Raw genomic sequence first — 19,512 nt, forward strand, 5'->3', positions numbered from 1 at the left:
TAGCAAGAAACTTTGCAACACAACCCTCAGTCGCGTGTCTGAAGTCGCCCGCAGATATCATCGTTGTGTGCTGCGCCCAGATACTGCTCCCGCTGTTGCGGTCCAAGAACGCCGCTACTCAGCTTGCAAGCGGCCTCTGTGCTCAAAACTTCCCAGATCCGCACCACGCCATCATCACCGGAACTCGCGAATGTCTGACCATCGGGATGCGCGGCCAGACGCCAGATGGGTCCGGCATGGGCATCCGAAATACGACCGATCAGCTTTCCAAAGCTGAGGTCCCAGATGTGCAAACTACCGCTTCTGTCGGCGGCCACCAGGCTGGCGCCATCGTCCAGGAAAAGGACATCCGTAGCCCCTCTGGCATGCCCGGAAAAATCTTGTAGTCGCGCCGCGTCGGCAAGGCGCCAAACCGATACCGTTTCATCACTGTCGGCAGCAGCAAGTAAAGATCCATCCGGGCTGAAAGCAACGGACCAGACAAGATTGTCCGAAACCTTCAGTCTTTCTGGGGGAGTATCCTGGTCTGCCGACCATATCAAAACTACGCCCCGGCTGCTCGAAACGGCGACGCGAGAGGAAGCCGAATGCAGGGCAGCGCGCGTTCCTTGGCCGGGATCAACGGGAAACGTGCGCAGCACCGCAGCGCTGTCCACATCAATGAGATAGGCGGCATTTTCTGCGGCTGCCAGCACTGTGGCGCCGTCCGCAGAAAATGCAAGACTCCAAATCGCCTCTCCAAGCGAGGCGAGACTGGTTTGCTCTGCGCCAGAACCCGTATCGGAAATTACGATCTGCCCCATGCGGTCTGCCGTTGCCAGTCGCTGGCCATCAGGCGACAGCGCTGTTGCCCAAACCTGATGCTGGTGTGACGGACCCGTGAGCATTGCGGAAGCATCAAGCTGTGCACCCGACACGCCCCCATTGGTGTCGCCGAAAAAGACGCGGTCAGTTCCAAGTGCGACGCCCTTTGGTTTCGCGCCGTCCTGCGTGGCGAATGTCTTTGCGAGCTGCGCGGGCGGGCCAAGTCGCCAGAACCGAACGTTCTGATCCGCGCCCAGGGTCACCACTGTAGCAAGATCGGCCGATACCGCCATGTCCAGGATGCGCCCCGAATGACCAGTGGGAGATTCCGCAGTCAGTTCACCTGTCAGAACATCCCAGAGCAGCAGGCGGCCGCGGCTATTGCCACCCACCAGCGTCCATCCGACGGGCATGAACTCAATCGAGCTGATCACGTCTTTTGCAGGAAAGGCCCGGCCCAGGTCTTCGCCAGATCCGGATCTGACAATAGCGGAGCTGCCGTCGCTGCTTGCGGTTGCGATCAACGTTCCATCTTCGCTGAAGGACAACATCCAGACATCGCTGGAATGCACTGTGTCCAGAGTCGGGAACATTTCATTCCCGTCTGGATAGTGCCAGATGCGCAGCTCACCAGATCCATTGCCAGCCGCCAAGGCACGGCCGTCGGGGCTGAACGCGATGCTGGTGAAATCACCGGTCCGGCTTGCCAGAACCCTGGCTTCTGAAGATACGTTTTCCGAAAGCGGCCAGATGGATATCTTTCCATCTTCTCCGGCCGTCGCGAGTACGGGCTCGGAGGGGTGAAAGGCCAGTCGCCATTGAATGTCACTTGCCTCGCCCAGCAGCACCGATTCTGCGGCAAAACCATCACTGAACGGCCAGAAGGCGATGCGTCCGCTGTCACCGACGGCTGCGAACCCGTCTCCTCCGGGGGAAAACGCAATGTCCTGAATCCCGCCGATGCCGCCGGAAAGTGTCTCGCCCACCTGCTGGCGGGATGTGGTGTCCAGAATGCGAACTGTCCCGTCCCGACCGCCGACTACCACCGAACCGGCATCAGGAGAGATTGCGATTGCCAACGCGTCCCCCGCTGCGACCGGAGCGCCTACGGGAACAGGCAGCCCCTTGGCTAAGACGCTGCGCGCTTTGAGAAGCGCAACGCGCGCCTCATAGCTGGTGCTTGGGCCGCGTGACTGGGACACGGATTGCGCCGCGAGGTTCAGCGCAAGCAACGGGTCTTCCATAGCGTATCCCGCTGCCGCAGCGCCAAGGGCGCTGGCGAGGCTGTCCTTCGCCACCCGCGTGGCCGCATCAGCAAGAGCGGCATTTTCCTGAGATTGTCTGGATTCGATGAAGGCGATGACAGACGCCGCGGTCGTGCCAACGGTCAATGCGGCCAGCGCGCAAACCGCCAACACCTGCAGTCGTCTCCGCCTTTGTCGACGTTCATCCTTCTCTTTTTGCCTGGCATTGCGCGCTTTTTCGCTCGCGCGGAGAAATTCCAACTCTTTTGCGCCGACCTTGTCCTTGTTCTTTTCCAACCATTCCAGGATGTAGTCCAGCCGGGCCCCGCTCACGAGCATGTCGGGGTCACGGTCGGACTCAATCCAGTCATCGGCCATTTGAACGATTCGCAGACGCAACCGTAAATCGCCCCGGGACCGGTCGATCCAACGGCTGAGCCGGGGCCAGGATCGCAGCAAGGCTTCGTGTGTGATCTGGACGGTTTCGTCGTCTACCGTGAGAAGCCTCGCTTCGGTCAGGTGTTTCACGACTCGGCCCATTACTTTCGCATCGGGATCATCCTGCAGTTCAGAGCGCGCAAAGATCCTGCGGGTATCGGCACCACCCTCGCCGGGTGTCACCAGGCTGAGGAGAAGGCGTTCGGCAACTTTGCGTTCCTCATCGGAAAAGTCATTGTCGAAAATCGCATCTGCGGTCTGACGTATCGCGCCCGCCATCCCGCCGCTCCCGCGGTACCCCTCATAGGTCAGCGTTGCGCCCAGACGCCGCTTCCAGGTTTCAACCAGCGCATGCGATATGAGCGGCAGAACACCGGCATCGTTTCCAGCATCCGATACGATCGCGTCGACCAGATGTTGTTCGACATAGAGCCCTACGCGTCGGGCCGGCTCGACGATCGAGCGGCGCAGATCGTTCGCCGACATCGGACCGACGAGCACCTGATTGCGGCTCACAGCTTCGGCCAGCCAGGGGATCGCAGCACATTTTTCGTAAAAGTCGGCGCGGATGGTGACGATGATGCGCACATCGCTGTCCGCTGGATCGGTTATGGCCGCAAGTGCATCCACGAAATCTTGGGCTGTCTGTTTGTCGTTGAGTGTGAAAAGCTCCTCGAACTGGTCAATGGCCAGTAAGACCGGCCTAGGACCGGAATCCTGCACGACCTGACGAGCAATGGAGGGGCGCGAAACGAATTCACCCAGGCGCACGCGCGCTGACCCCTCGGTACCGCGCAGACGATAGAACAGCTCGGACAGGGCATCGCGACCAGGCGTGAAAAGCTCGATCCGCCAGGTTTCGCTGCCCGGCACCAGATCCTGTCGCAATGACGGGATGACGCCCGCCCGGATCAACGAGCTTTTGCCACTGCCGGAGGCGCCTCCGACCACAAGCACTTTCAACGTCCGCAAGCGTTGCAGCAGGTCGGAGACAAGCTCTTCGCGACCAAAGAAGCGGTCGGCATCCTCCGGTTGGAATGCGCTTAACCCGTGATAGGGGCAATCCGCTTCTGATTGTGCCGTGGCGCCAAGCACGTGGCGCGTGCTGGTCGGGTCTGGCGCCTGCGCGGCAATCCGAGCCATGATGTCGTGGGCCGCACTGCTCCACGACTGGATATCTGCGAAGCGTTCGGCCGGGTCAGGCGCCATTCCGCGCAAGAAAAAGTCCCGCCAGGGGCTTTGGGTTCGCTCAACTTCTTGTTCCAGTGTTGATATGTCAGAAGGGCGGCTGCCAGTTATTGCGTACCAAAGCACCGCGGACGCGGAATAGATGTCGACCGCAGAGCTGACGGTCTGGTTAACATCGAACTGTTCGGGCGCCATATAGGCGGGCGTGCCGCCAAAAACGACCGAGGATGTGCTGTCTTGCAGCATATCGCTGGCAATCCCCAGATCACCGATCATGATGCGATCGAAGCGGACAGGCTGCAGTGGCGGGACGGGGTTCAATATCGTTTGATCTTCGGACCCGGCACCGCTGACGGCGGTGCCGGTCCGCGCTCCGACGGTCTGGTACAGAATGTTGTCCGGTTTTATATCGCGGTGAACTACGCCTGCCCGGTGAAGCGCCGAGAGCCCTGATGTCATCGCGTCGACCAGTTGCAGCACATCATATTGCGGTAAGCCGCCGTCCGCGGAACTTTTGGTTGTCAGCTGCGATGTCAGCGGCCCCAAATCCGCGTAGTCCATCACGAAGTACGGTCGGCCATCCGAAAGCCGACCGATGTCATGCACCCCGACAAGATGGTACGACTGAATCCGGCGCAGCAGCCTCGCTTCTTCAATGAAGCGCTGGTTCAACGCGTCATCATCATGGTGCGCCAGCAAGATCTTGATCGCGACTTCGGCTGCAAGTTCCTCGTCCCAAGACAAGGCCACCAGGGCGAAACCGCCGCTCGCGATTTCCCGGCGAACAACGTATCGTCCGATGTATGCCGGTAATTCCATCTATGTCCCTTCGTCAGAAGTTCGCTGACACGTCGACGCAGTGAAGAGCCTCGGGATCAATGATGTCGTGGTTGCGGTCTGCGGCAGAGATGCACAGCGAAACTGCATCACCGCGTTGCGAGACCGATGTCACACCGCTTGTTGTATATTTTGGATAGGCGTCGGTCGGGTGCCAGTCACCCTGCGCGACGTTGTGAACGGTTTCAGCGTTGTTGCTTACTTGCTTCACGTCATAAAGCTCGCCCCACCAGATATGAAAATGGTTCTTCGAGATGTCAGGCTCGAAATTCGCGCTAAGCTCGACGGCAAGTTCACCTCCCTCGCTTGTGACGGATACGATCTCGACGACGCACCCGTCCACCGGGCAGGCATTGGAATCCTGGGCAAATGCAGTCGCGGACAGGCAGGCAGTCACCGTCAATGCGCCTGCAGCAGTCTTTCCGAAAAATATATTTCTTTTAAATGTCATGGCCCTCAAGCCCCCTTTTTCACAAAAAATTGCTCTGACTGGGATTGTGTGAGAGTATCACAAGTCCCGAAATTTCCCTAACCGCGCCAGGCGATCCGGGTTGGGGTAACGACATGGAGCGGAACGCATGAAGGTTGTCGGCGCTGCGTTGGTGGCAGATGTGTCCAACAGCACCCCGCTTTTCGAAGAGCTGGGAGAGCAGGCCGCGTTACGCGAAATCAACCACTGCCTGCAAGAAATGCGCACTCAGATCCAGTATCTGGGAGGCGCATTCCTGCATTCCAAGGGCGACGACGTTTTGGCGTTCTTCGAAGATGCGAACGCTGCACTGGAGGTGGCCCAGACCGCAACGCAAAATATCGATGCAGGAGCGCTCCAAGTGCACGCGGGATTGAGTTGGGGAAGTATGCTGCGCCTTCCAAATGATCTGTATGGCACCCCGGTGAACATCGCGTCGCGTCTTGCTTCGCTGGCCAAACCCCGCGAAGTGCTTGTCTGTGAGCCGTTTCTTGGTGAACTGAGTACTGCGTCACGTGGGACGCTGCGCGAAGTCGATGTTCTGAGCCTGAAAGGCGTAAGCGACCGGTTGAAAGTACATTCCTACGTCGCCGAAGATCCTGTCGATCTAACAATGAAATTCGCCAGCCACTCGACCGCATCCGAAGGATCGCTGAGTGTTGTACTTAGATATGAAGCGGCTATCAGGGAATTGTCCGAAGGTAGTGAAGTCTCTCTGGGACGTGCCGAAGATGCTGATTTGGTAGTGCCGCAGCCTTGGGTATCACGGAAACATGCCACCGTGTCGGTCATGAACGGCATCGTTGTCTTGCGCGATCACAGCACCCTGGGCAGTTTTGTTCGCATGGATGAAGGCCGGGAAATCGTCGCACGCCGCGGCAGCGTCACGTTGATCGGCAATGGCGCGGTGTCCTTGGGGGCGCCATTCGCACAATCGTCCGAGTCTGTCGTCAGATATTCACAGACTCGATCTTTCAAGGAATCCGCTCAAGGTCAATAGACCCGTTTTCGTAATCCAGGACTAAGGAACACCTCTGATGACTGGACCAGACCAATTGACAGGCAAGACACTTCAGCGAAACGAAACTGCCGACACTTGCCCAGATGAAACGATTTCTGGTCCGAGCTGATCTGCATGAGCCAATTTCGCTTCAGTTCTGCGACGCATGTCGGCAAGGTACGTACGATCAACGAGGACCGGATACTTGCTCTGCCGGATCATCGTGTGTGGGTTGTGGCCGATGGCATGGGGGGGCATCACGCAGGCGATTTTGCGGCTCAGACGCTTGTTGACAGAATTGCAGACGTTCCTTGCCTGAAGGATCCGTACGAACAGGCCCAGGCGCTGCGCTGGTCTATCCTAGACGCCCACAACCTCATCTGGAGGGAGAGCATCACGCGTCAAAATGGGTCGATCGGTGCAGCGGTTCTGGCCGTCGTGGCGACAGAGGATCGCTTCTTGGTTTTCTGGGCGGGTGACAGTCGCCTCTACCGCCTTCGGGACGAAAACCTTCAGATGTTGACGGCGGACCACTCGGTCGTTGGGGATCTCGTGAACTTGGGAGAACTGAATTGGGAGGAGGCCGAGCATCATCCGCAGGCAAGTGTGGTCACCCGTGCTGTGGGCGCAAGCGCTAGGCTGGAGATGGACTCAGTTGAAGCAACGTTTCGGGTTGGGGATCGTTTCCTTCTGTGTACGGACGGGCTCACCAACTCTGTTAAGCTTGAGACACAGCGCATTGCATTGAGACAGGCGCCGATAGCAAAGGCGGCAGACAGGCTGATACAAATCGCCTTGGACGGAGCCGGTGCAGATAATATCTCAGTTATTGTTATCGACGTAATCTGATGTACCCTATGTCCGACGGAGGGCCGACAGAGAAATTCTCGCTTCTGCTTAAAAACTAAAGCTGCTTCGGCATTCCGGCAATGCTACTTGCTGCATCTTCAAAACGAGGCGTAGATTGAAACGGTTGTAGTGCAAATATTTGGAACGATCAGAGTAAGCGTCTTACCAGGCACACTTATCCTGCGATCTCAGCACGCACCTGAAAGCCAAAGGTGGCTGCGCTGGAGAAATGCTTCTTTCGGATCATGTTGGCGACCTCGATACCATCCAGCGTAGCGGACGCGGATGCGAGGGATTTGAACCCACACATATGTCTAACACGCCGTCTTATGAACCGATGATCCTGCTCGATCATGTTGTTCAAAAATTTGGACTTGATTGTCTGCACCTTGGCTTGGCAACCAAACCGCTTCAAAATCCTGTTCACTTCTCGAATACCTGCTGCGTTGGCTCCGCTCTTATCGATGACGACTTTGTCTGGGATTCCGTTTGAAGACAGCGCTTTGGCAAAGAACCTGGTTGCTGCGGGACCGTTCCTTCGCTCAGACAGCATAAAATCAAGGGTGTTTGCTGCTTTGTCGTTGGCCCGATAGAGATACACCCACTTACCGCGCACACGGAGGTAGGTTTCGTCCATTCTCCAAGATTTCTGTGTTGGGCGATTTTTCGATTGCGCGCGCGCAGCGATAATCGGCGAATATTTTACAACCCATCTATTCAACGTAGCGTGATCGACGGAAACGCCCCGTTCAGCCATAATTTCTTCAAGGTCGCGATAGGAAACACTGTAGCGCAAATAGAAAAGACAGCGTACAAAACCATATCCTTCGGGAAATGGCAGTCTTTCAAAGAAACCATTCTGAGACCTGCTCGCGATTGATTTGAAAGCAACAAGCACCAGAGCTCGCGATTTCGTCAACCTCGGTCAAAACTCGCGACACAACCGAATTTTGCGCATAGTTCGCAAGAAGCGCTTGGATCTGAAAGTGAAGACGCCCCCGCTGGCCTTGATGTGCCGTTGTGGGTTTGCGAGAAACCTAATTGGAGGCGTCTTTATTTGTGAGCGAAAATCGGATCAGTTGTGGCAAAAAAGTTGGCTATGCCTGTAGTTGGCCTCAGCGCATCAAAACACCTCTCAGAAGCCAAGACTCTGTTCTATCGGATACGGGGCTGACCCTGCCGCTGAGCTTGTTGCTGATTAACGTGCGGACTGCCGCCATCCGGTCCATCCTCTTCGTCTTCCAAAATGGCTTTTCTCATGTCCCTCAGATCAGTGCTGTGAAAATACCTGAGGCCGGTCAGTTGATACACTTGTGGAAACATATTGATCACCTTTGCGGATGAAGAGACTGGCTGGGCGAAAATGCCGCCAATGTATGTAGCAACCCGTCATAACGTGACATCTGGTCCTTCAATTCCAGTTTCCTGCGTTTGAGCCGTTGCAAAGACAATGAACATGGTAGCGGCCGCTTAAGCTCGTCTGCGATCAGCTTTTTGACTTCCATGTTTTTGATGCGCAGCTCGGCCAGGCGGGCTTTCAACGAAAAGGCTTTGACACGGTTATTTCGGGGCATCTTTGTCTCCTATTTTAGCGGGGCTTGTATTGGGCTGAATGGCGAACCCGCTCTATCAGCACTTACTTTTTCAATATCGGGTGGATAGAAGTTTAAAAAAGGTGATCATAAATTAAATTTAAATAGGAAAAACCTATCCATTGGAGGCTGGCATCGTGGGTAGTGATGTGACTTTGAAGCAGTTGGCATACTTTGTCGCGTTGACCGAAGCGCGACACTATCGGCGTGCGGCTGAACGCCTTGGCATCAGCCAGCCTTCGCTTAGTCAACAGATCGCCGGGTTGGAAGCCGTGCTCGGTGTCCAATTAGTCGAGCGTGGTCAGCGGGGAGCAATCCTGACCCCAAATGGTCGGGAAGTTCTGGCGCAGGCGCGACGGGTGCTTGAGGAAGCGGAAACGCTTAAGGACTTGGCGCGAGATGCCAGCGCCGGTGTCAGTGGCACCATCCGGCTAGGAACATCTCCCACATTGGGTCCCTATTTCCTCCCGTATGTTATGCGGCACCTACATACGTCTTTTCCTTCACTTAAGTTGATCGTTCGAGATGCAGCACCGCTGGTTCTGCAAGAAGAGCTTCTTCGCGGTCAGCACGATCTAATCCTCACACAGCTTCCGGTACGATCAGCCGACTTGGAGGTAGAGCGCCTATTCCGGGAGCCACTAAAGCTGACCGTCGCAAAAGATCATGCGCTGTCGAGCAAGTCTGAAGCCCAAGATGCGGACTTGGCCGGGCAAGGCGTCCTTGCTTTGACGTCGACTTATGTGTTGCACAATCAGATTGTCGCTTTGTGCGAGGAATTGGGTGCCAATCCACGGCAAGACTACGAAGGTACAAGTCTTGATGCCTTACGGCAAATGACTGCGTTAAACATGGGTGTCTGCTTTCTGCCTGCTCTATATGTTCGTTCCGAGGTTTCCCCGGACACCGGCGATGTTTCTGTCCTATCGTTTCGCAAGGACCGTTTCACAAGGTCTGTTGGCTTGGTCTGGAGAAAACGTTCAGCGCACAAACGCACTATAGAAATTATAGGAACCATTTTCCGGTCAGTTGCGCGCGACAAGTTTGCCGATTTGCTGACTCCAGAGTGAGTTGCTAAGCAGCAAGCTTGATCACTTTAGAGTTCTGTTTTGTCTTATCACACATTTCGCTGACTTGACTAACTGACGCCGGCAAGACCACTGGAACCGATACGCACCTCTGGTCGCCGACCGGACGCGTCGAAAGAAGCGTTGCTGCGATCGATCCTGGCGGATGGACGAAACCTACGTGCGCGGCAAAGGGGAATGGGTCTACTTGTATCGCGCAGTCGACAAACACGGTAAGACTCTTGATTTCATGCTGTCCAAACGGCGGAACAAAGCTGCAGCAACGAAGTTCTTCGCACGTGCGCTTGAGGTAAACGGGCTCCCAAGAAAGATAGTGATAGGCAAAAGCGGTGCCAACACCGCCGGTATCAAAGCCGTCAACAGATGTTGAAGGGCTTTGGTTGCCCGATCCCAATCGAGATGGAGAGGTGGAAATTCCTAAACAACATCATTGAGCAAGATCACAGATTTATCAAACGCCGGATCCGACCAATGCTCGGCTTGAAATCGTTTGTATCTGCTTCCGCTACGCTTGGTGGGATTGAAGTGCGCAGATGATCCGAAAGGGTCAGTTCGGACTCGGAATCTGTCCGTGCAAGCAATTTGCGGAACTCGCCATCTAAACACAGCTAGTTTCGAGCCGCATTCCGACTTTAAAGAAGAATGCGACAAAGCCTTTAAATAACATTGTGGAACAGGACCATCGCTTCAGCGGCGACAACGCTTGACGGAATCGAAGTGTCGCACATGGTCCGCAAGGGCCAACTCACGCCCGGCCTCTGCCCATTTCAGCAGTTCGTTGAGCTCGCCACCTGACGCACGAGCGATTGCTGAAACAACTCAATGGGCTTAAATCTTTGCAACAAAACCCCTCAAAACAATGCAACAGTCCCAAGGAAACGTCCGCGCGAAAAATGGGAAGTTGCGATAAATCCCGGTTCGCGCAAGGGGTCGGCTATTTACTGACGATTTCCACGGTATAGGCGCGCCGCACCGAGGCCGGCGGCGGCGGGAAGGGCGCGGCGGCCCGGACCTGTGCCAGTGCGACCTGATCCAGCCGGGACGAGCCCGAGCTGCGGGCAACGCTGACCGAGGCCAGCGCGCCGCTGTCGGCGATGCGAAAGGCCACCCGAACCGAGCCTTGGATGTTCACGCTTTTGCGCCTCGCCCGCAGGATCTTGCGCTTGACCAGACCGACATAAGTGCTGGCCTCGGCATTTCCCTGCTCCTGCGCGGCGCGGTTCGTCCGTTTCGCCGAGGCCGCCCCCGTCGCCGCTTTGCCGGTGGCGCTGCCCTTTTTGCGGCTGACTGCGGCATTGCCGGTCGGGGTGGGCGGCTTTGGGGGTCGGGCCTGCTGCGGCTGGGGTTTTTGCAGGGTCGGCGTATGGGCGCTCTGCCGCCGGGCCGGGGCCTGCGCCTGCAACCTGGTGGCCGGCTGCGCGCGCGCACGGTCGGCCGGGGCCTCTGGCGCGGTCCGGGCCGGGGCAACGGGTGACTGCTGCGCGGCCGCCGGGGGCGGGGCCATGGTTCCAGCCGCGTAATCCCGGAACGAGGACCCCAGCGCCGCAGGGGCAACCGTGCCACCGCCTTCGACGAAAACCGCCTCGTCCGTGTCGAATTCGAACAGGGCGGCGGCGTGGGTCGCGGCGGCCAGCACGACCAGCGCGGCGGCCATGATGCGGGATTGCGGGATCATGGCAGGCCCCGCTCGGTCACGACGAAGACCCGGTTGGCGCCCAAGGTACGTAGGGCATCGCTGACCTCTTTCAGCCGCACTGCCGGCAAGGCCCGGTCGGGCACCAGCCGCACGGTATCCAATGGCAGGTCGATCGAGGCGCGCTCGACATAGGCCGCCACATCTGTCAGCTCGGCCCCGCGATATTCCAGCACGCCGTCGGCGCGGATGACCAGCGCATCCGGGGGCTCGCGCCCTTCAAGATCCGCCGTCCGCACCAGTTGCACCGACTCGCCCAGAGGCGGCGCCAGCGTGCCTGCGATCATGAAGAAGACCAGCATCAGAAAGACCACGTTGATCAGGGCGATCGTCGGCTCGCGGCCGGGTTTCGTTTTCGGGGTCAGCCGGATCATCCGATGACCTGCGTGCTGAGCCGAGACACGGGTTCCAGCGCGGTCAGCAAGTCGATCAACTGCTGCGAGGTCGCCCCGCCGCCCAGGCTGATCAAGGCCAGCTGGTCGGTTCGGCCGTCGAACCGTGCGGCGACCGCGTCGGGCGCGACTTCGGTGCCGTCGATCAGGATGCGGTCGCGCTCCAGCTTGATGAACCGGATGGGCCGCTGGGCCTGCGACCCGCCCGCCGCGGCGGTGGTCAGTTCGATCTCGGCGTATTTCGAGAAGGTCGAGGTGAGCATGAAAAACAGCAGCAGCAGAAAGATGACATCGATCAAGGATGTCATCGACAAGCGCCGGTGCCGCCTTTTGCGGGTTTCAAGCGCCATGTGCCAGCGCCTCGGAGGACGGAATGGCCGGACGTGGCGCGGCGGCGTGGCCGGGGGCAAACACCGTGCGCAGGGCGCGGTTGGTAAAGACCCGTTCGCGGGTCATGCGCGCCTCGAACCAGGTCAGGACAAGCGAGGTGGGCATGGCCACGGCCAGCCCCGCGGCGGTCGTCATCAACGCAACCCAGATGCCGCCGGCCAGCAGCGCCGGATCCACCGCGTTGCCGGCCTCCTGAAGGGTGCGGAAGGCCTCGATCATGCCCAGCACGGTGCCGAACAGCCCCAGCAGCGGTGCAAGCTGCGAGACCATGTCCAGCACGTTCAGCCCGCGTTCCAGCCCGGCAAAGCGCGCCTCGGCCTCGGCATCGGCGCGGTCCATCAGTTCCGGCCCGTGCCCGTCCAGCGCAATGGCGACCACCGGCGCCAGATAGCTGCGGCTTCGGTCCAGATGCGCGCGCGCGGTTGCCCGGTCGTTGCGGTCCCAGGCTTCGATGGCCAGCGACAGCTCGACATGCCGCCCGACCCCGGCGGCCTTGTATTGCCACAGCTTGTAGAGGATCAGCGCCATGGTCGCGACAGAGGTCGCGATCAGCACCGCCACGACCGGGCCGCCCAGGTCCAGAATTGCGGTCAGTCTTTGCAGAAACGCATCCATCGGATCATCCAATCAACTCGGTTTCAAGGCGGCTGCGCAGCGTCAGGCCGGACAGGCAGGCATCGGCCAGATCACCGGGATAGGCGCAGTCCTGCACCCCGTTGATCAGGATCCGGCTGATCTGATTGCAGGCAAGGCCGGTGAATTTGAACTGGCGCACGCGGGGCCGCCCGGCGGGCAGGTCCTGGAAATCCAGCAGCGTCAGCAGGGCCACTTCGCCTTGCGCGCCGAACAGCACCGTTTCATAGACGGCGCCGCCGATATCCGCTGGATGGGCGTTTTTGACCACGAAGCTCAGCAGGCAGCCCTGATCTTGGTCCACGGCCGAGCTGAGCTCGATCGTGACGCCGCCTGCTCGCTGCGTGTTCTCGGCACTGGCCAACCCCGCCCCCGCGATGGGGGGCAGGGCCAGCAGGACCGCCCGAACAAGGTGATGCACGGCTTTTGTCATGACGGGTCCTTTCCGTGTGGGTTCAGAAGGTCTTGGCCAGGGTCAGCTTGAAATTCCGGCCCGGCGAATTGCGGGTCGACAGGTTCGGCTGATAGGCCTTGTCAAAGATGTTCTCGATCCCGGCGCGCAGTTCGAACCCGGCCAGCGCGCCCTCTTGCGGCTGATAGGTCGCGCGCAGGGTGTTCACCCCGTACCCGCCCACCGGATCGCCCGAGGAATCGAGCCCCGACTTGGCGCCGAAGATCTCCCAGCTGACATCCAGGGTTTCGCCGAACCGCTTGCCCAGGGTGATCTGCGCCGAATCCGTGGGTTCGTTGCGCCACAGCGATCCGATGCCCGCCGCGTTGAATTCGGTGGCGCTGACGATGTTGGCGTTGAAATCGACGTAGAAGCCCGTGGCATGGGCATAGGAGGCTTCGATCTCGACGCCCTCGGTTTCGACCTTGGACAGGGGCCGTGACGGCCTGCCCGACACGTACGAGGTGATGTCCCACAGATCGGTGCTGTAGACATTGACCTTGGCGCGCAGGACGTCGCCGGCGGCGAAGATGTCGCCGCGGTCATAGGAAAAGCCGGCCTCCCAGGTGCGGGATTTCTCGGGCTGGGTCATGTAGAGCGGTGTGCCCAGATCGTCGATGATCGGCAGGCTTTCGGTATAAGCCCCGCCCGCGAACACCGCGAAGCCGCTGGCGAATTCGTAACGGGCCGACAGGCCGCCCATCAGCGCGTTGTTGTCATAGCTGGCGTTGAAGGGCGCGGCCGCGTCGCCGTTGCCCTTGATGTCCTGCGTTTCGTACCGCAGCGCGGGCGTCACGGTCAGCTGGTCGCCGAACTGGATGTCGTCGACGGCAAACAGCGCGAAGCGGCGGTCGGTGCCACCCGGCGCCGAAGGGGCATCCAGCCGCTCGCGGTCGATGAATTCCACCCCGAACCGCAGATCATGCGACGCGGCCCCGGTCTGGAAATACGCGCTGTTCTTGATCGTCAGCTTGGTGGTTTCGTAATTGTGCGTGGCATCGGCCAGCGCCCGGATGCCAGGGAAGAAGGGCGTTCCCTCCAAACTGGACGAGCCGGGCACATAGCTGCTGTCGATGGATTGTTCGGAATAGCTGAGATTGACGTCCAGATCGACCAGATCGTTGCCCGCCGGCCGGTATTGGTAACGCAGAACGGCGATCCGGGTTTCGATGTCGCGGTCCACGTTGCCGAAGGCGTCTGCCGAGGTACCGAAGGAATCATAGGGCACGTCGCGCTCTTCCGAGGTGGACTGGTTCCAGGACGCGGTGATCGAATGTTCAAGATTGTCGCCAAAGCTGTATTTCCCCTTGGCCAGCAGCGAAGGCAGGGTGAAGGCGCTGTTGCCGATCGTGTCGCCGTTGCCGTCCTTCTGATCGTCCTGGTCGCGATAGGTGTAGTTGAACAGGAATTCGGTCTGCCGGTTGGGTTGCCACGCCAGGATCGACGACGAGGCAAAGCCGCTGCCGTTGGAATACCCCTCGAGCGTCTGGCGGAAGCGGAACCCCGGCGCGCCGCCGGTAAAGTCGGACGCGTCCTTGGTTTCCAGCTGAACCACGCCGCCGACGACGCCCGAGCCGTATTCGAAGGACCCGACCGTGCCGCGGATGACCGAGACGCTTTTGTACAGTTGCGGATCAGTGAACAGCTGGTTGCCGATCCGGTACAGCTCTTCCGCGCCGGTGGTGGCGCCGTCGACCAGGATCAGAACCTTCTGGTCGGTGCCGAAGGTGCCGTTGGCCCCGAATCCGCGGATATTGATGCCCGATCCTTGCGGGGTCGAGCCGTTCACCAGGGTAACGCCGGGAACCGAATCGATCAGCTCGGCCACCGTGTTGGCCTGGCGATCATTGATCTCTTCCTGGTCGATATTCGTGACCGGAACGGATGTGCCGGTCTGGATCTCGCGTTTGCTTTCGCCCAGTTCCAGGGTCCCGAGGAACCCGTCATCCTGTTCCTGCGCCCAAACCATGGACGCCATCAAACCAAGGCAAGAGGCAGTCCCAAGCAGGCCTGCAATATGAGTACGCGCACGCATTTCTGTCCCTTCGAAACAAGTGTGAGGACCGGAGATGCTTGCAGGTCGCTGGCGCTGGTCGGTTTTTTTGCTGTTTTTTGGAATCGCCTTTTCGCGGCGACTTGTGCTCGTTAATAAAGGTGACTAAAACAGTCAACATAATTTCGTGCCTGTAAATACAGCACTGCCAGCAGGTCACTGATTGCGATCAGCGCCCGGGCCAGCACCCCCTTGGAACCACGATGAAGACGGGAAACCCGCTATGGAACAGGTGCTTATGGCTCCTCAGGATATTCGTGCTGCCTATGCGCAGAAAACAGGCCAGCGAGATCGCGATTTCGCGGAATCGCTGGGGTTGAGCGAGGGCCAGCTGGTCGCGGCCTTTGCCGGGCAGGGCGTGACGCGGCTGACCCCCGGCCTTGACGGGCTGTTCGGCCAGTTGGCCGGCTTGGGCGAGGTCATGGCGCTGACGCGCAACCCGTCCTGCGTGATCGAAAAGATCGGGCGATACGACAATTACCACAGCGGCCAGCATGCCGCGATGGTGCTGACCGAAGAAATCGACCTGCGTATGTTCCCCGCGCAATGGCACCATGTCTTTGCCGTCGAGCGGGAAACCGAAGCCGGTCTGCGCCGCTCAATCCAGGTGTTCGATGCAGCCGGGGACGCGGTTCACAAAATCATCCTGCGGGATGGCTCGGACCTGGGCCACTGGGACAGCTTGGTTCGGGCATCGGCCGCCGAGGATCAAGGCCAGACGATGGTGGTCGTGCCGCGCAAACCGGCCGAAGCGCCCAAGACCAATGCCGACAAGGCCGACGCGCTGCGCCGCGAATGGGCAAAGATGACGGACACGCACCAGTTCCTGCGCCTGACTTCCAAGCTCAGGATGAACCGGCTGGGCGCCTATCGCATCGCGGGCGAACCGCTGGCCCGCGCGGTTGATCCCGCGGCGGTCACCGGCCTGTTCGAACAGGTGCGGGACCGGCAGATCGAGGTGATGATCTTCGTCGGCAACCGCGGCTGCATCGAGATCCACGGCGGCCCGGTGCAAAATCTTCAGCAGATGGGACCGTGGTTCAACGTGCTGGATCCGGGCTTCAACCTGCATCTGCGCAGCGATCACATCGCCGAGGTCTGGGCCGTCGACAAACCGACCCAGCGCGGCCCGGCGGTCTCGGTCGAGGCCTTCGATGCGGACGGCGCCCTGATCCTGCAGATCTTCGGGCGCCGCACCGGCGAGGCCGATCATCGCCCCGCCTGGGATGCGCTGGTGGCCGCGCTGCCCGGACCGGCCGATACCGGAGCGGCATGATGCGGGGCCTGGTGACACTCTGCGCGGCTTTGCTGGTTTCGGCGGCGGCCGCGCAGGCCGAGAGCAAACGCGTGATCGCCATCGGCAGTTCGCTGACCGAGATCGTCCATGCCCTGGACCAGCAGCACCGGCTGGTCGGCCGTGACCGCAGTTCGACCTGGCCGCCCGAGGCGGCGGATCTGCCCGATGTCGGGTATCGCCGGGCCCTGTCGCCCGAGGGCGTGCTGTCGGTTGCCCCCGACCTGATCCTGGCGCTCGAAGGGTCGGGCCCGCCCGAGACCATCGCGGTGCTGCAAGAGGCCGGCGTGGATTACGTCGCCATTGCCGACGAATTCTCGCGCGATGGCGTCATCGACAAGATCCGCGCCGTGGGTGCTGCGCTGGGGGTCGAGCCCGAGGCCGAAGCCCTGGCGGCCGAAACCGCACGACGGCTGGACCGGGCGCTGGCCGAGTCGTCCGCCGCGCAGGACGCGCCGGTGAACGTGCTGTTCCTGCTTTCGGCACGGGGCGGCGAGTTTGTCGTCGGCGGGGCCGAGACCCAGGCCGACACCATCATCCGGATGGCCGGAGGCAAGAACGCGGCCGCCGATGTGACGGGTTTCAAGACGATGACGCCCGAAGCCTTGGCCGCCACCGCGCCGGACGTGATCCTGATGATGGAGCGCCAGGGCGAGGCGATCCTCTCGGAGGAAGAGCTGTTCGCGCTGCCCGCGGTCCGGTTGACCCCGGCGGGGCAAAACCGGGCGCTGATCCGGATGCCCGGCGCCTATCTGCTGGGCTTTGGCCCGCGCACCGCCGACGCGGTCATGGATCTGTCGGCCGCATTGCGGGGCGTCAGGGGCTCATGACGCTGGCACTGGACAACGGCGCGCCCCCGTCCGCCGAGGCCCGCAGGTCGCGGGCGACATGGGTGACCCTGACCCTGATCGGCCTTCTGGCCGTGACCAGCGTGGCCAGCGTCTCGGTCGGCGCGTCCGGGGCCTCGCTGAAGATGGCCGTTTCAGATCTGCTGCATGGCCGGGGCCTGTCGGATCTGAACCGGATCGTGCTGTGGGATATCCGCCTGCCGCGGCTGGCGATGGGCATCCTGGTCGGGGCGGCGCTGGCGGTGTCGGGCGTGGTGATGCAGGGGTTGTTCCGCAACCCGCTGGCGGATCCGGGCATCGTCGGCGTCAGCGCAGGGGCGGGGCTGGGCGCGATCACCGCCATCGTCTTCGGCAACCTTCTGCCCGCCGCCGTTCTGGCCTGGGTCGGCAGTGGCCTGGTCGCGGTTGCCGCCTTTCTGGGCGGCTGGGCGTCGGTCCTGATCCTCTATCGCGTTTCGACGCGCCAGGGGCAGACCTCGGTCGCCACGATGCTGCTGGCCGGAATCGCCCTGGCGGCCCTGTCGGGCGCGGTGTCGGGGGTCATGGTGTACATCGCCGACGATCAACAGCTGCGCGATCTGACCTTCTGGGGCATGGGGTCGCTGGCCGGCGCGACCTGGACCAAGGTCGCCACCGCCGCGCCTCTGATACTGGCGTCGATCCTGTGCGCGCAGCGTCTGGCACGCGCCCTGAACGGTCTGGCCATGGGCGAAGCGGTGGCGCATCACATCGGCATTCCGGTGCAGCGCAGCAAGAACATCGCGATCCTGACTGTGGCCGCCGCCACCGGCGCGGCCGTGGCCGTGTCGGGTGGGATCGGGTTCATCGGCATCGTCGTGCCGCATCTGCTGCGGCTGGGCACCGGCCCCGATCACCACCGGCTGCTGGTGAATGCGGCCTTGCTGGGTGCCGCCCTGTTGCTGGCCGCCGACATGATTAGCCGGGTGATCGTGGCCCCGGCCGAGCTGCCGATAGGCATCGTCACGGCCATTCTGGGCGCGCCGGTGTTCTTCTGGATCCTGCTGCGCCGCCACGGATCGATGGGAATGTGAATGATGAAAGCTGAAAATGTCAGCGTCCGCATCGGGCGCAAGCAGATCCTGCGCGATGTGGATTTCCTGGCCGAACCCGGACAGGTCACCGCGATCATCGGGCCCAACGGCTCGGGCAAATCCACCTTGCTTAGGGCGCTGTCGGGCGACATCCCGTACACTGGCCGTATCACCTTGAACGGCCAGGACATCGCGGCCCTGCAGGCCTGGGAACTGGCGGCGATGCGGGGCGTTCTTCCGCAATCCTCGGCCGTCGCCTTTCCCTTCACCGCGCTGGAAGTCGTACGCCTGGGCCTGCCCGGCGGCCTGGCCGACGGCGACGACGCCTTGCCGTCGCGCGCCCTGGCGCATGTCGATCTTGCGGGGTTCGAGCCGCGCTCCTACCATAACCTGTCCGGCGGCGAGCAGCAACGCGTGCAGCTTGCGCGCGTTATGACCCAGGTCTGGAGCTCGGTGCGGCGCGACCGGCCGCGCTGGCTGTTGCTGGACGAACCCGTCGCCAGCCTGGACATCGCGCATCAGTTCACGGTTCTGCGCATCGCGCGCGAATTCGCCGATCAGGGCGGCGGCGTCGTGGTCGTGATGCATGACCTGAACCTGACCGCATTGTTCGCCGACAAGGTCTGCGTGCTGTCGAACGGAAAGCTCTGGCGCACCGGCACGGTTTCAGAGGTCTTGACCGACGATGTGATGCGGCAGGTCTATGGCATCGATCTGCCGGTCAGCACCCTGCCCACAAGCGGCGTTCCGTTCATCCTGCCGCAGGCGCGGGTACCCTAGCGCCCCGGCCCAGCCACCTCTGGCTTTCGGGTGTTTGCTGAGATCGCAGGATAAGTGTGATTGGTAAGACGCTTACTCTGATCGTTCCAAAATTTTGCAACACAACCGGCGCTTTGTCGTTGCGCAGCATATTCCGGAATTCCGACTTCACTCTTCCCCACGATTGTCACGCTTTCGGCAAACCTGGTCACTATACTACGGTGGCGGTTTAACCGTGAGTGAGTGTTTTCAGTACGTTCTGTGCTCGGGGGTTGAAAGTCCCTGGGCGAAATTCAGTTGGTTTGGGCGTGTCACTTCGACCTTCAAGCAGGATGCGTTTGTCGTACTAGAGGATACGCAGATGCAGGGCGACCATCTGATTGCACAGGTTCGACATGATATCCATGGCGACTTCAGGAATGCTTGGGTGATCTCCTT

16 protein-coding genes and 2 pseudogenes are annotated in these 19,512 nt (G+C 60.5%); 8 read left to right on the forward strand and 10 right to left on the reverse strand.

The window, feature by feature from the left end; all coding sequences use genetic code 11:
* Window positions 1-26: 26 nt before the first annotated feature.
* Both GS620_RS06365 and GS620_RS06370 read right to left on the reverse strand, forming a co-directional pair.
* Window positions 27-4,493 (reverse strand): WD40 repeat domain-containing serine/threonine protein kinase, encoded by a 4,467-nt coding sequence (locus tag GS620_RS06365; protein ID WP_171614724.1) that lies wholly within the window; start codon window positions 4,491-4,493, stop codon window positions 27-29.
* A gap of 13 nt (window positions 4,494-4,506) precedes the next feature.
* Window positions 4,507-4,962, reverse strand: coding sequence for a hypothetical protein (locus tag GS620_RS06370; RefSeq protein ID WP_171614726.1), 456 nt, complete (start codon window positions 4,960-4,962; stop codon window positions 4,507-4,509).
* A 127-nt stretch (window positions 4,963-5,089) separates the two neighbouring features.
* On the opposite strand from GS620_RS06370, the gene GS620_RS06375 reads away from it, so the two are divergent.
* Window positions 5,090-5,980: an adenylate/guanylate cyclase domain-containing protein gene (locus tag GS620_RS06375; protein WP_171614728.1), complete on the forward strand. Its 891-nt coding sequence runs from the start codon at window positions 5,090-5,092 to the stop codon at window positions 5,978-5,980.
* A 135-nt stretch (window positions 5,981-6,115) separates the two neighbouring features.
* Window positions 6,116-6,829, forward strand: coding sequence for a PP2C family serine/threonine-protein phosphatase (locus GS620_RS06380; RefSeq protein ID WP_171614730.1), 714 nt, complete (start codon window positions 6,116-6,118; stop codon window positions 6,827-6,829).
* A 175-nt stretch (window positions 6,830-7,004) separates the two neighbouring features.
* Here GS620_RS06380 and GS620_RS06385 read toward each other — a convergent pair.
* A pseudogene (locus GS620_RS06385) lies at window positions 7,005-7,687 on the reverse strand (IS6 family transposase).
* A gap of 470 nt (window positions 7,688-8,157) precedes the next feature.
* The gene (locus GS620_RS06390) at window positions 8,158-8,403 is read right to left on the reverse strand and encodes a YdcH family protein (RefSeq protein ID WP_171614732.1); all 246 of its coding nucleotides are present in this window, start codon (window positions 8,401-8,403) and stop codon (window positions 8,158-8,160) included.
* Window positions 8,404-8,543: 140 nt separating this feature from the next.
* On the opposite strand from GS620_RS06390, the gene GS620_RS06395 reads away from it, so the two are divergent.
* Both GS620_RS06395 and GS620_RS06400 read left to right on the forward strand, forming a co-directional pair.
* Complete coding sequence (locus GS620_RS06395) at window positions 8,544-9,491, forward strand: hydrogen peroxide-inducible genes activator (RefSeq protein ID WP_171614734.1); 948 nt, start codon at window positions 8,544-8,546, stop codon at window positions 9,489-9,491.
* A 97-nt stretch (window positions 9,492-9,588) separates the two neighbouring features.
* Window positions 9,589-10,111: pseudogene (locus tag GS620_RS06400) on the forward strand (IS6 family transposase); the annotation flags it as partial.
* 332 nt (window positions 10,112-10,443) lie between these two features.
* On the opposite strand, the gene GS620_RS06405 reads toward GS620_RS06400, so the two are convergent.
* Genes GS620_RS06405 through GS620_RS06430 form a run of 6 tightly spaced genes read right to left on the reverse strand, consistent with a single transcriptional unit; the run spans window position 10,444 to window position 15,037 of the window.
* Window positions 10,444-11,184 carry an energy transducer TonB gene (locus GS620_RS06405; protein ID WP_171614736.1) on the reverse strand — a complete coding sequence of 247 codons (741 nt, stop codon included), beginning with the start codon at window positions 11,182-11,184 and terminating at the stop codon, window positions 10,444-10,446.
* Window positions 11,181-11,576 (reverse strand): biopolymer transporter ExbD, encoded by a 396-nt coding sequence (locus tag GS620_RS06410; RefSeq protein ID WP_171170702.1) that lies wholly within the window; start codon window positions 11,574-11,576, stop codon window positions 11,181-11,183. Before GS620_RS06410 ends, GS620_RS06405 begins: the two co-directional genes overlap by 4 nt.
* A complete protein-coding gene (locus GS620_RS06415) occupies window positions 11,573-11,944 on the reverse strand; it encodes a biopolymer transporter ExbD (protein ID WP_171117684.1) in 372 nt (123 codons plus the stop codon). Before GS620_RS06415 ends, GS620_RS06410 begins: the two co-directional genes overlap by 4 nt.
* Window positions 11,934-12,599, reverse strand: coding sequence for a MotA/TolQ/ExbB proton channel family protein (locus tag GS620_RS06420; protein ID WP_171171014.1), 666 nt, complete (start codon window positions 12,597-12,599; stop codon window positions 11,934-11,936). Before GS620_RS06420 ends, GS620_RS06415 begins: the two co-directional genes overlap by 11 nt.
* A 4-nt stretch (window positions 12,600-12,603) precedes the next feature.
* Window positions 12,604-13,050 (reverse strand): hypothetical protein, encoded by a 447-nt coding sequence (locus GS620_RS06425; protein WP_216597838.1) that lies wholly within the window; start codon window positions 13,048-13,050, stop codon window positions 12,604-12,606.
* Window positions 13,051-13,072: 22 nt separating this feature from the next.
* Window positions 13,073-15,037, reverse strand: coding sequence for a TonB-dependent receptor domain-containing protein (locus GS620_RS06430; protein ID WP_253283813.1), 1,965 nt, complete (start codon window positions 15,035-15,037; stop codon window positions 13,073-13,075).
* A 307-nt stretch (window positions 15,038-15,344) separates the two neighbouring features.
* On the opposite strand from GS620_RS06430, the gene GS620_RS06435 reads away from it, so the two are divergent.
* Genes GS620_RS06435 through GS620_RS06450 form a run of 4 tightly spaced genes read left to right on the forward strand, consistent with a single transcriptional unit; the run spans window position 15,345 to window position 19,095 of the window.
* A complete protein-coding gene (locus GS620_RS06435) occupies window positions 15,345-16,397 on the forward strand; it encodes a hemin-degrading factor (protein ID WP_171614740.1) in 1,053 nt (350 codons plus the stop codon).
* The gene (locus tag GS620_RS06440; protein ID WP_171614748.1) at window positions 16,394-17,245 is read left to right on the forward strand and encodes a hemin ABC transporter substrate-binding protein; all 852 of its coding nucleotides are present in this window, start codon (window positions 16,394-16,396) and stop codon (window positions 17,243-17,245) included. The genes GS620_RS06435 and GS620_RS06440 overlap by 4 nt, the downstream gene beginning before the upstream one ends.
* Window positions 17,242-18,315 (forward strand): iron ABC transporter permease, encoded by a 1,074-nt coding sequence (locus tag GS620_RS06445; protein ID WP_171614750.1) that lies wholly within the window; start codon window positions 17,242-17,244, stop codon window positions 18,313-18,315. Before GS620_RS06440 ends, GS620_RS06445 begins: the two co-directional genes overlap by 4 nt.
* Window positions 18,316-19,095: a heme ABC transporter ATP-binding protein gene (locus GS620_RS06450; protein WP_171614752.1), complete on the forward strand. Its 780-nt coding sequence runs from the start codon at window positions 18,316-18,318 to the stop codon at window positions 19,093-19,095.
* Window positions 19,096-19,512 lie beyond the last annotated feature (417 nt).

Source organism: Ruegeria sp. HKCCD6428 (assembly GCF_013110595.1).
Taxonomy (GTDB): domain Bacteria; phylum Pseudomonadota; class Alphaproteobacteria; order Rhodobacterales; family Rhodobacteraceae; genus Ruegeria.

Excerpts from the sequence above, each read along its gene's own strand:
- GS620_RS06370 (WP_171614726.1), bottom strand. The coding sequence starts at position 4,962 with ATGACATTTAAAAGAAATATATTTTTCGGAAAGACTGCTGCAGGCGCA.
- GS620_RS06450 (WP_171614752.1), top strand. The coding sequence starts at position 18,316 with ATGATGAAAGCTGAAAATGTCAGCGTCCGCATCGGGCGCAAGCAGATC.
- GS620_RS06390 (WP_171614732.1), bottom strand. The coding sequence starts at position 8,403 with ATGCCCCGAAATAACCGTGTCAAAGCCTTTTCGTTGAAAGCCCGCCTG.
- GS620_RS06410 (WP_171170702.1), bottom strand. The coding sequence starts at position 11,576 with ATGATCCGGCTGACCCCGAAAACGAAACCCGGCCGCGAGCCGACGATC.
- GS620_RS06415 (WP_171117684.1), bottom strand. The coding sequence starts at position 11,944 with ATGGCGCTTGAAACCCGCAAAAGGCGGCACCGGCGCTTGTCGATGACA.
- GS620_RS06375 (WP_171614728.1), top strand. The coding sequence starts at position 5,090 with ATGAAGGTTGTCGGCGCTGCGTTGGTGGCAGATGTGTCCAACAGCACC.
- GS620_RS06425 (WP_216597838.1), bottom strand. The coding sequence starts at position 13,050 with ATGACAAAAGCCGTGCATCACCTTGTTCGGGCGGTCCTGCTGGCCCTG.
- GS620_RS06380 (WP_171614730.1), top strand. The coding sequence starts at position 6,116 with ATGAGCCAATTTCGCTTCAGTTCTGCGACGCATGTCGGCAAGGTACGT.
- GS620_RS06435 (WP_171614740.1), top strand. The coding sequence starts at position 15,345 with ATGGAACAGGTGCTTATGGCTCCTCAGGATATTCGTGCTGCCTATGCG.
- GS620_RS06405 (WP_171614736.1), bottom strand. The coding sequence starts at position 11,184 with ATGATCCCGCAATCCCGCATCATGGCCGCCGCGCTGGTCGTGCTGGCC.
- GS620_RS06430 (WP_253283813.1), bottom strand. The coding sequence starts at position 15,037 with ATGGTTTGGGCGCAGGAACAGGATGACGGGTTCCTCGGGACCCTGGAA.
- GS620_RS06440 (WP_171614748.1), top strand. The coding sequence starts at position 16,394 with ATGATGCGGGGCCTGGTGACACTCTGCGCGGCTTTGCTGGTTTCGGCG.
- GS620_RS06445 (WP_171614750.1), top strand. The coding sequence starts at position 17,242 with ATGACGCTGGCACTGGACAACGGCGCGCCCCCGTCCGCCGAGGCCCGC.
- GS620_RS06420 (WP_171171014.1), bottom strand. The coding sequence starts at position 12,599 with ATGGATGCGTTTCTGCAAAGACTGACCGCAATTCTGGACCTGGGCGGC.
- GS620_RS06365 (WP_171614724.1), bottom strand. The coding sequence starts at position 4,493 with ATGGAATTACCGGCATACATCGGACGATACGTTGTTCGCCGGGAAATC.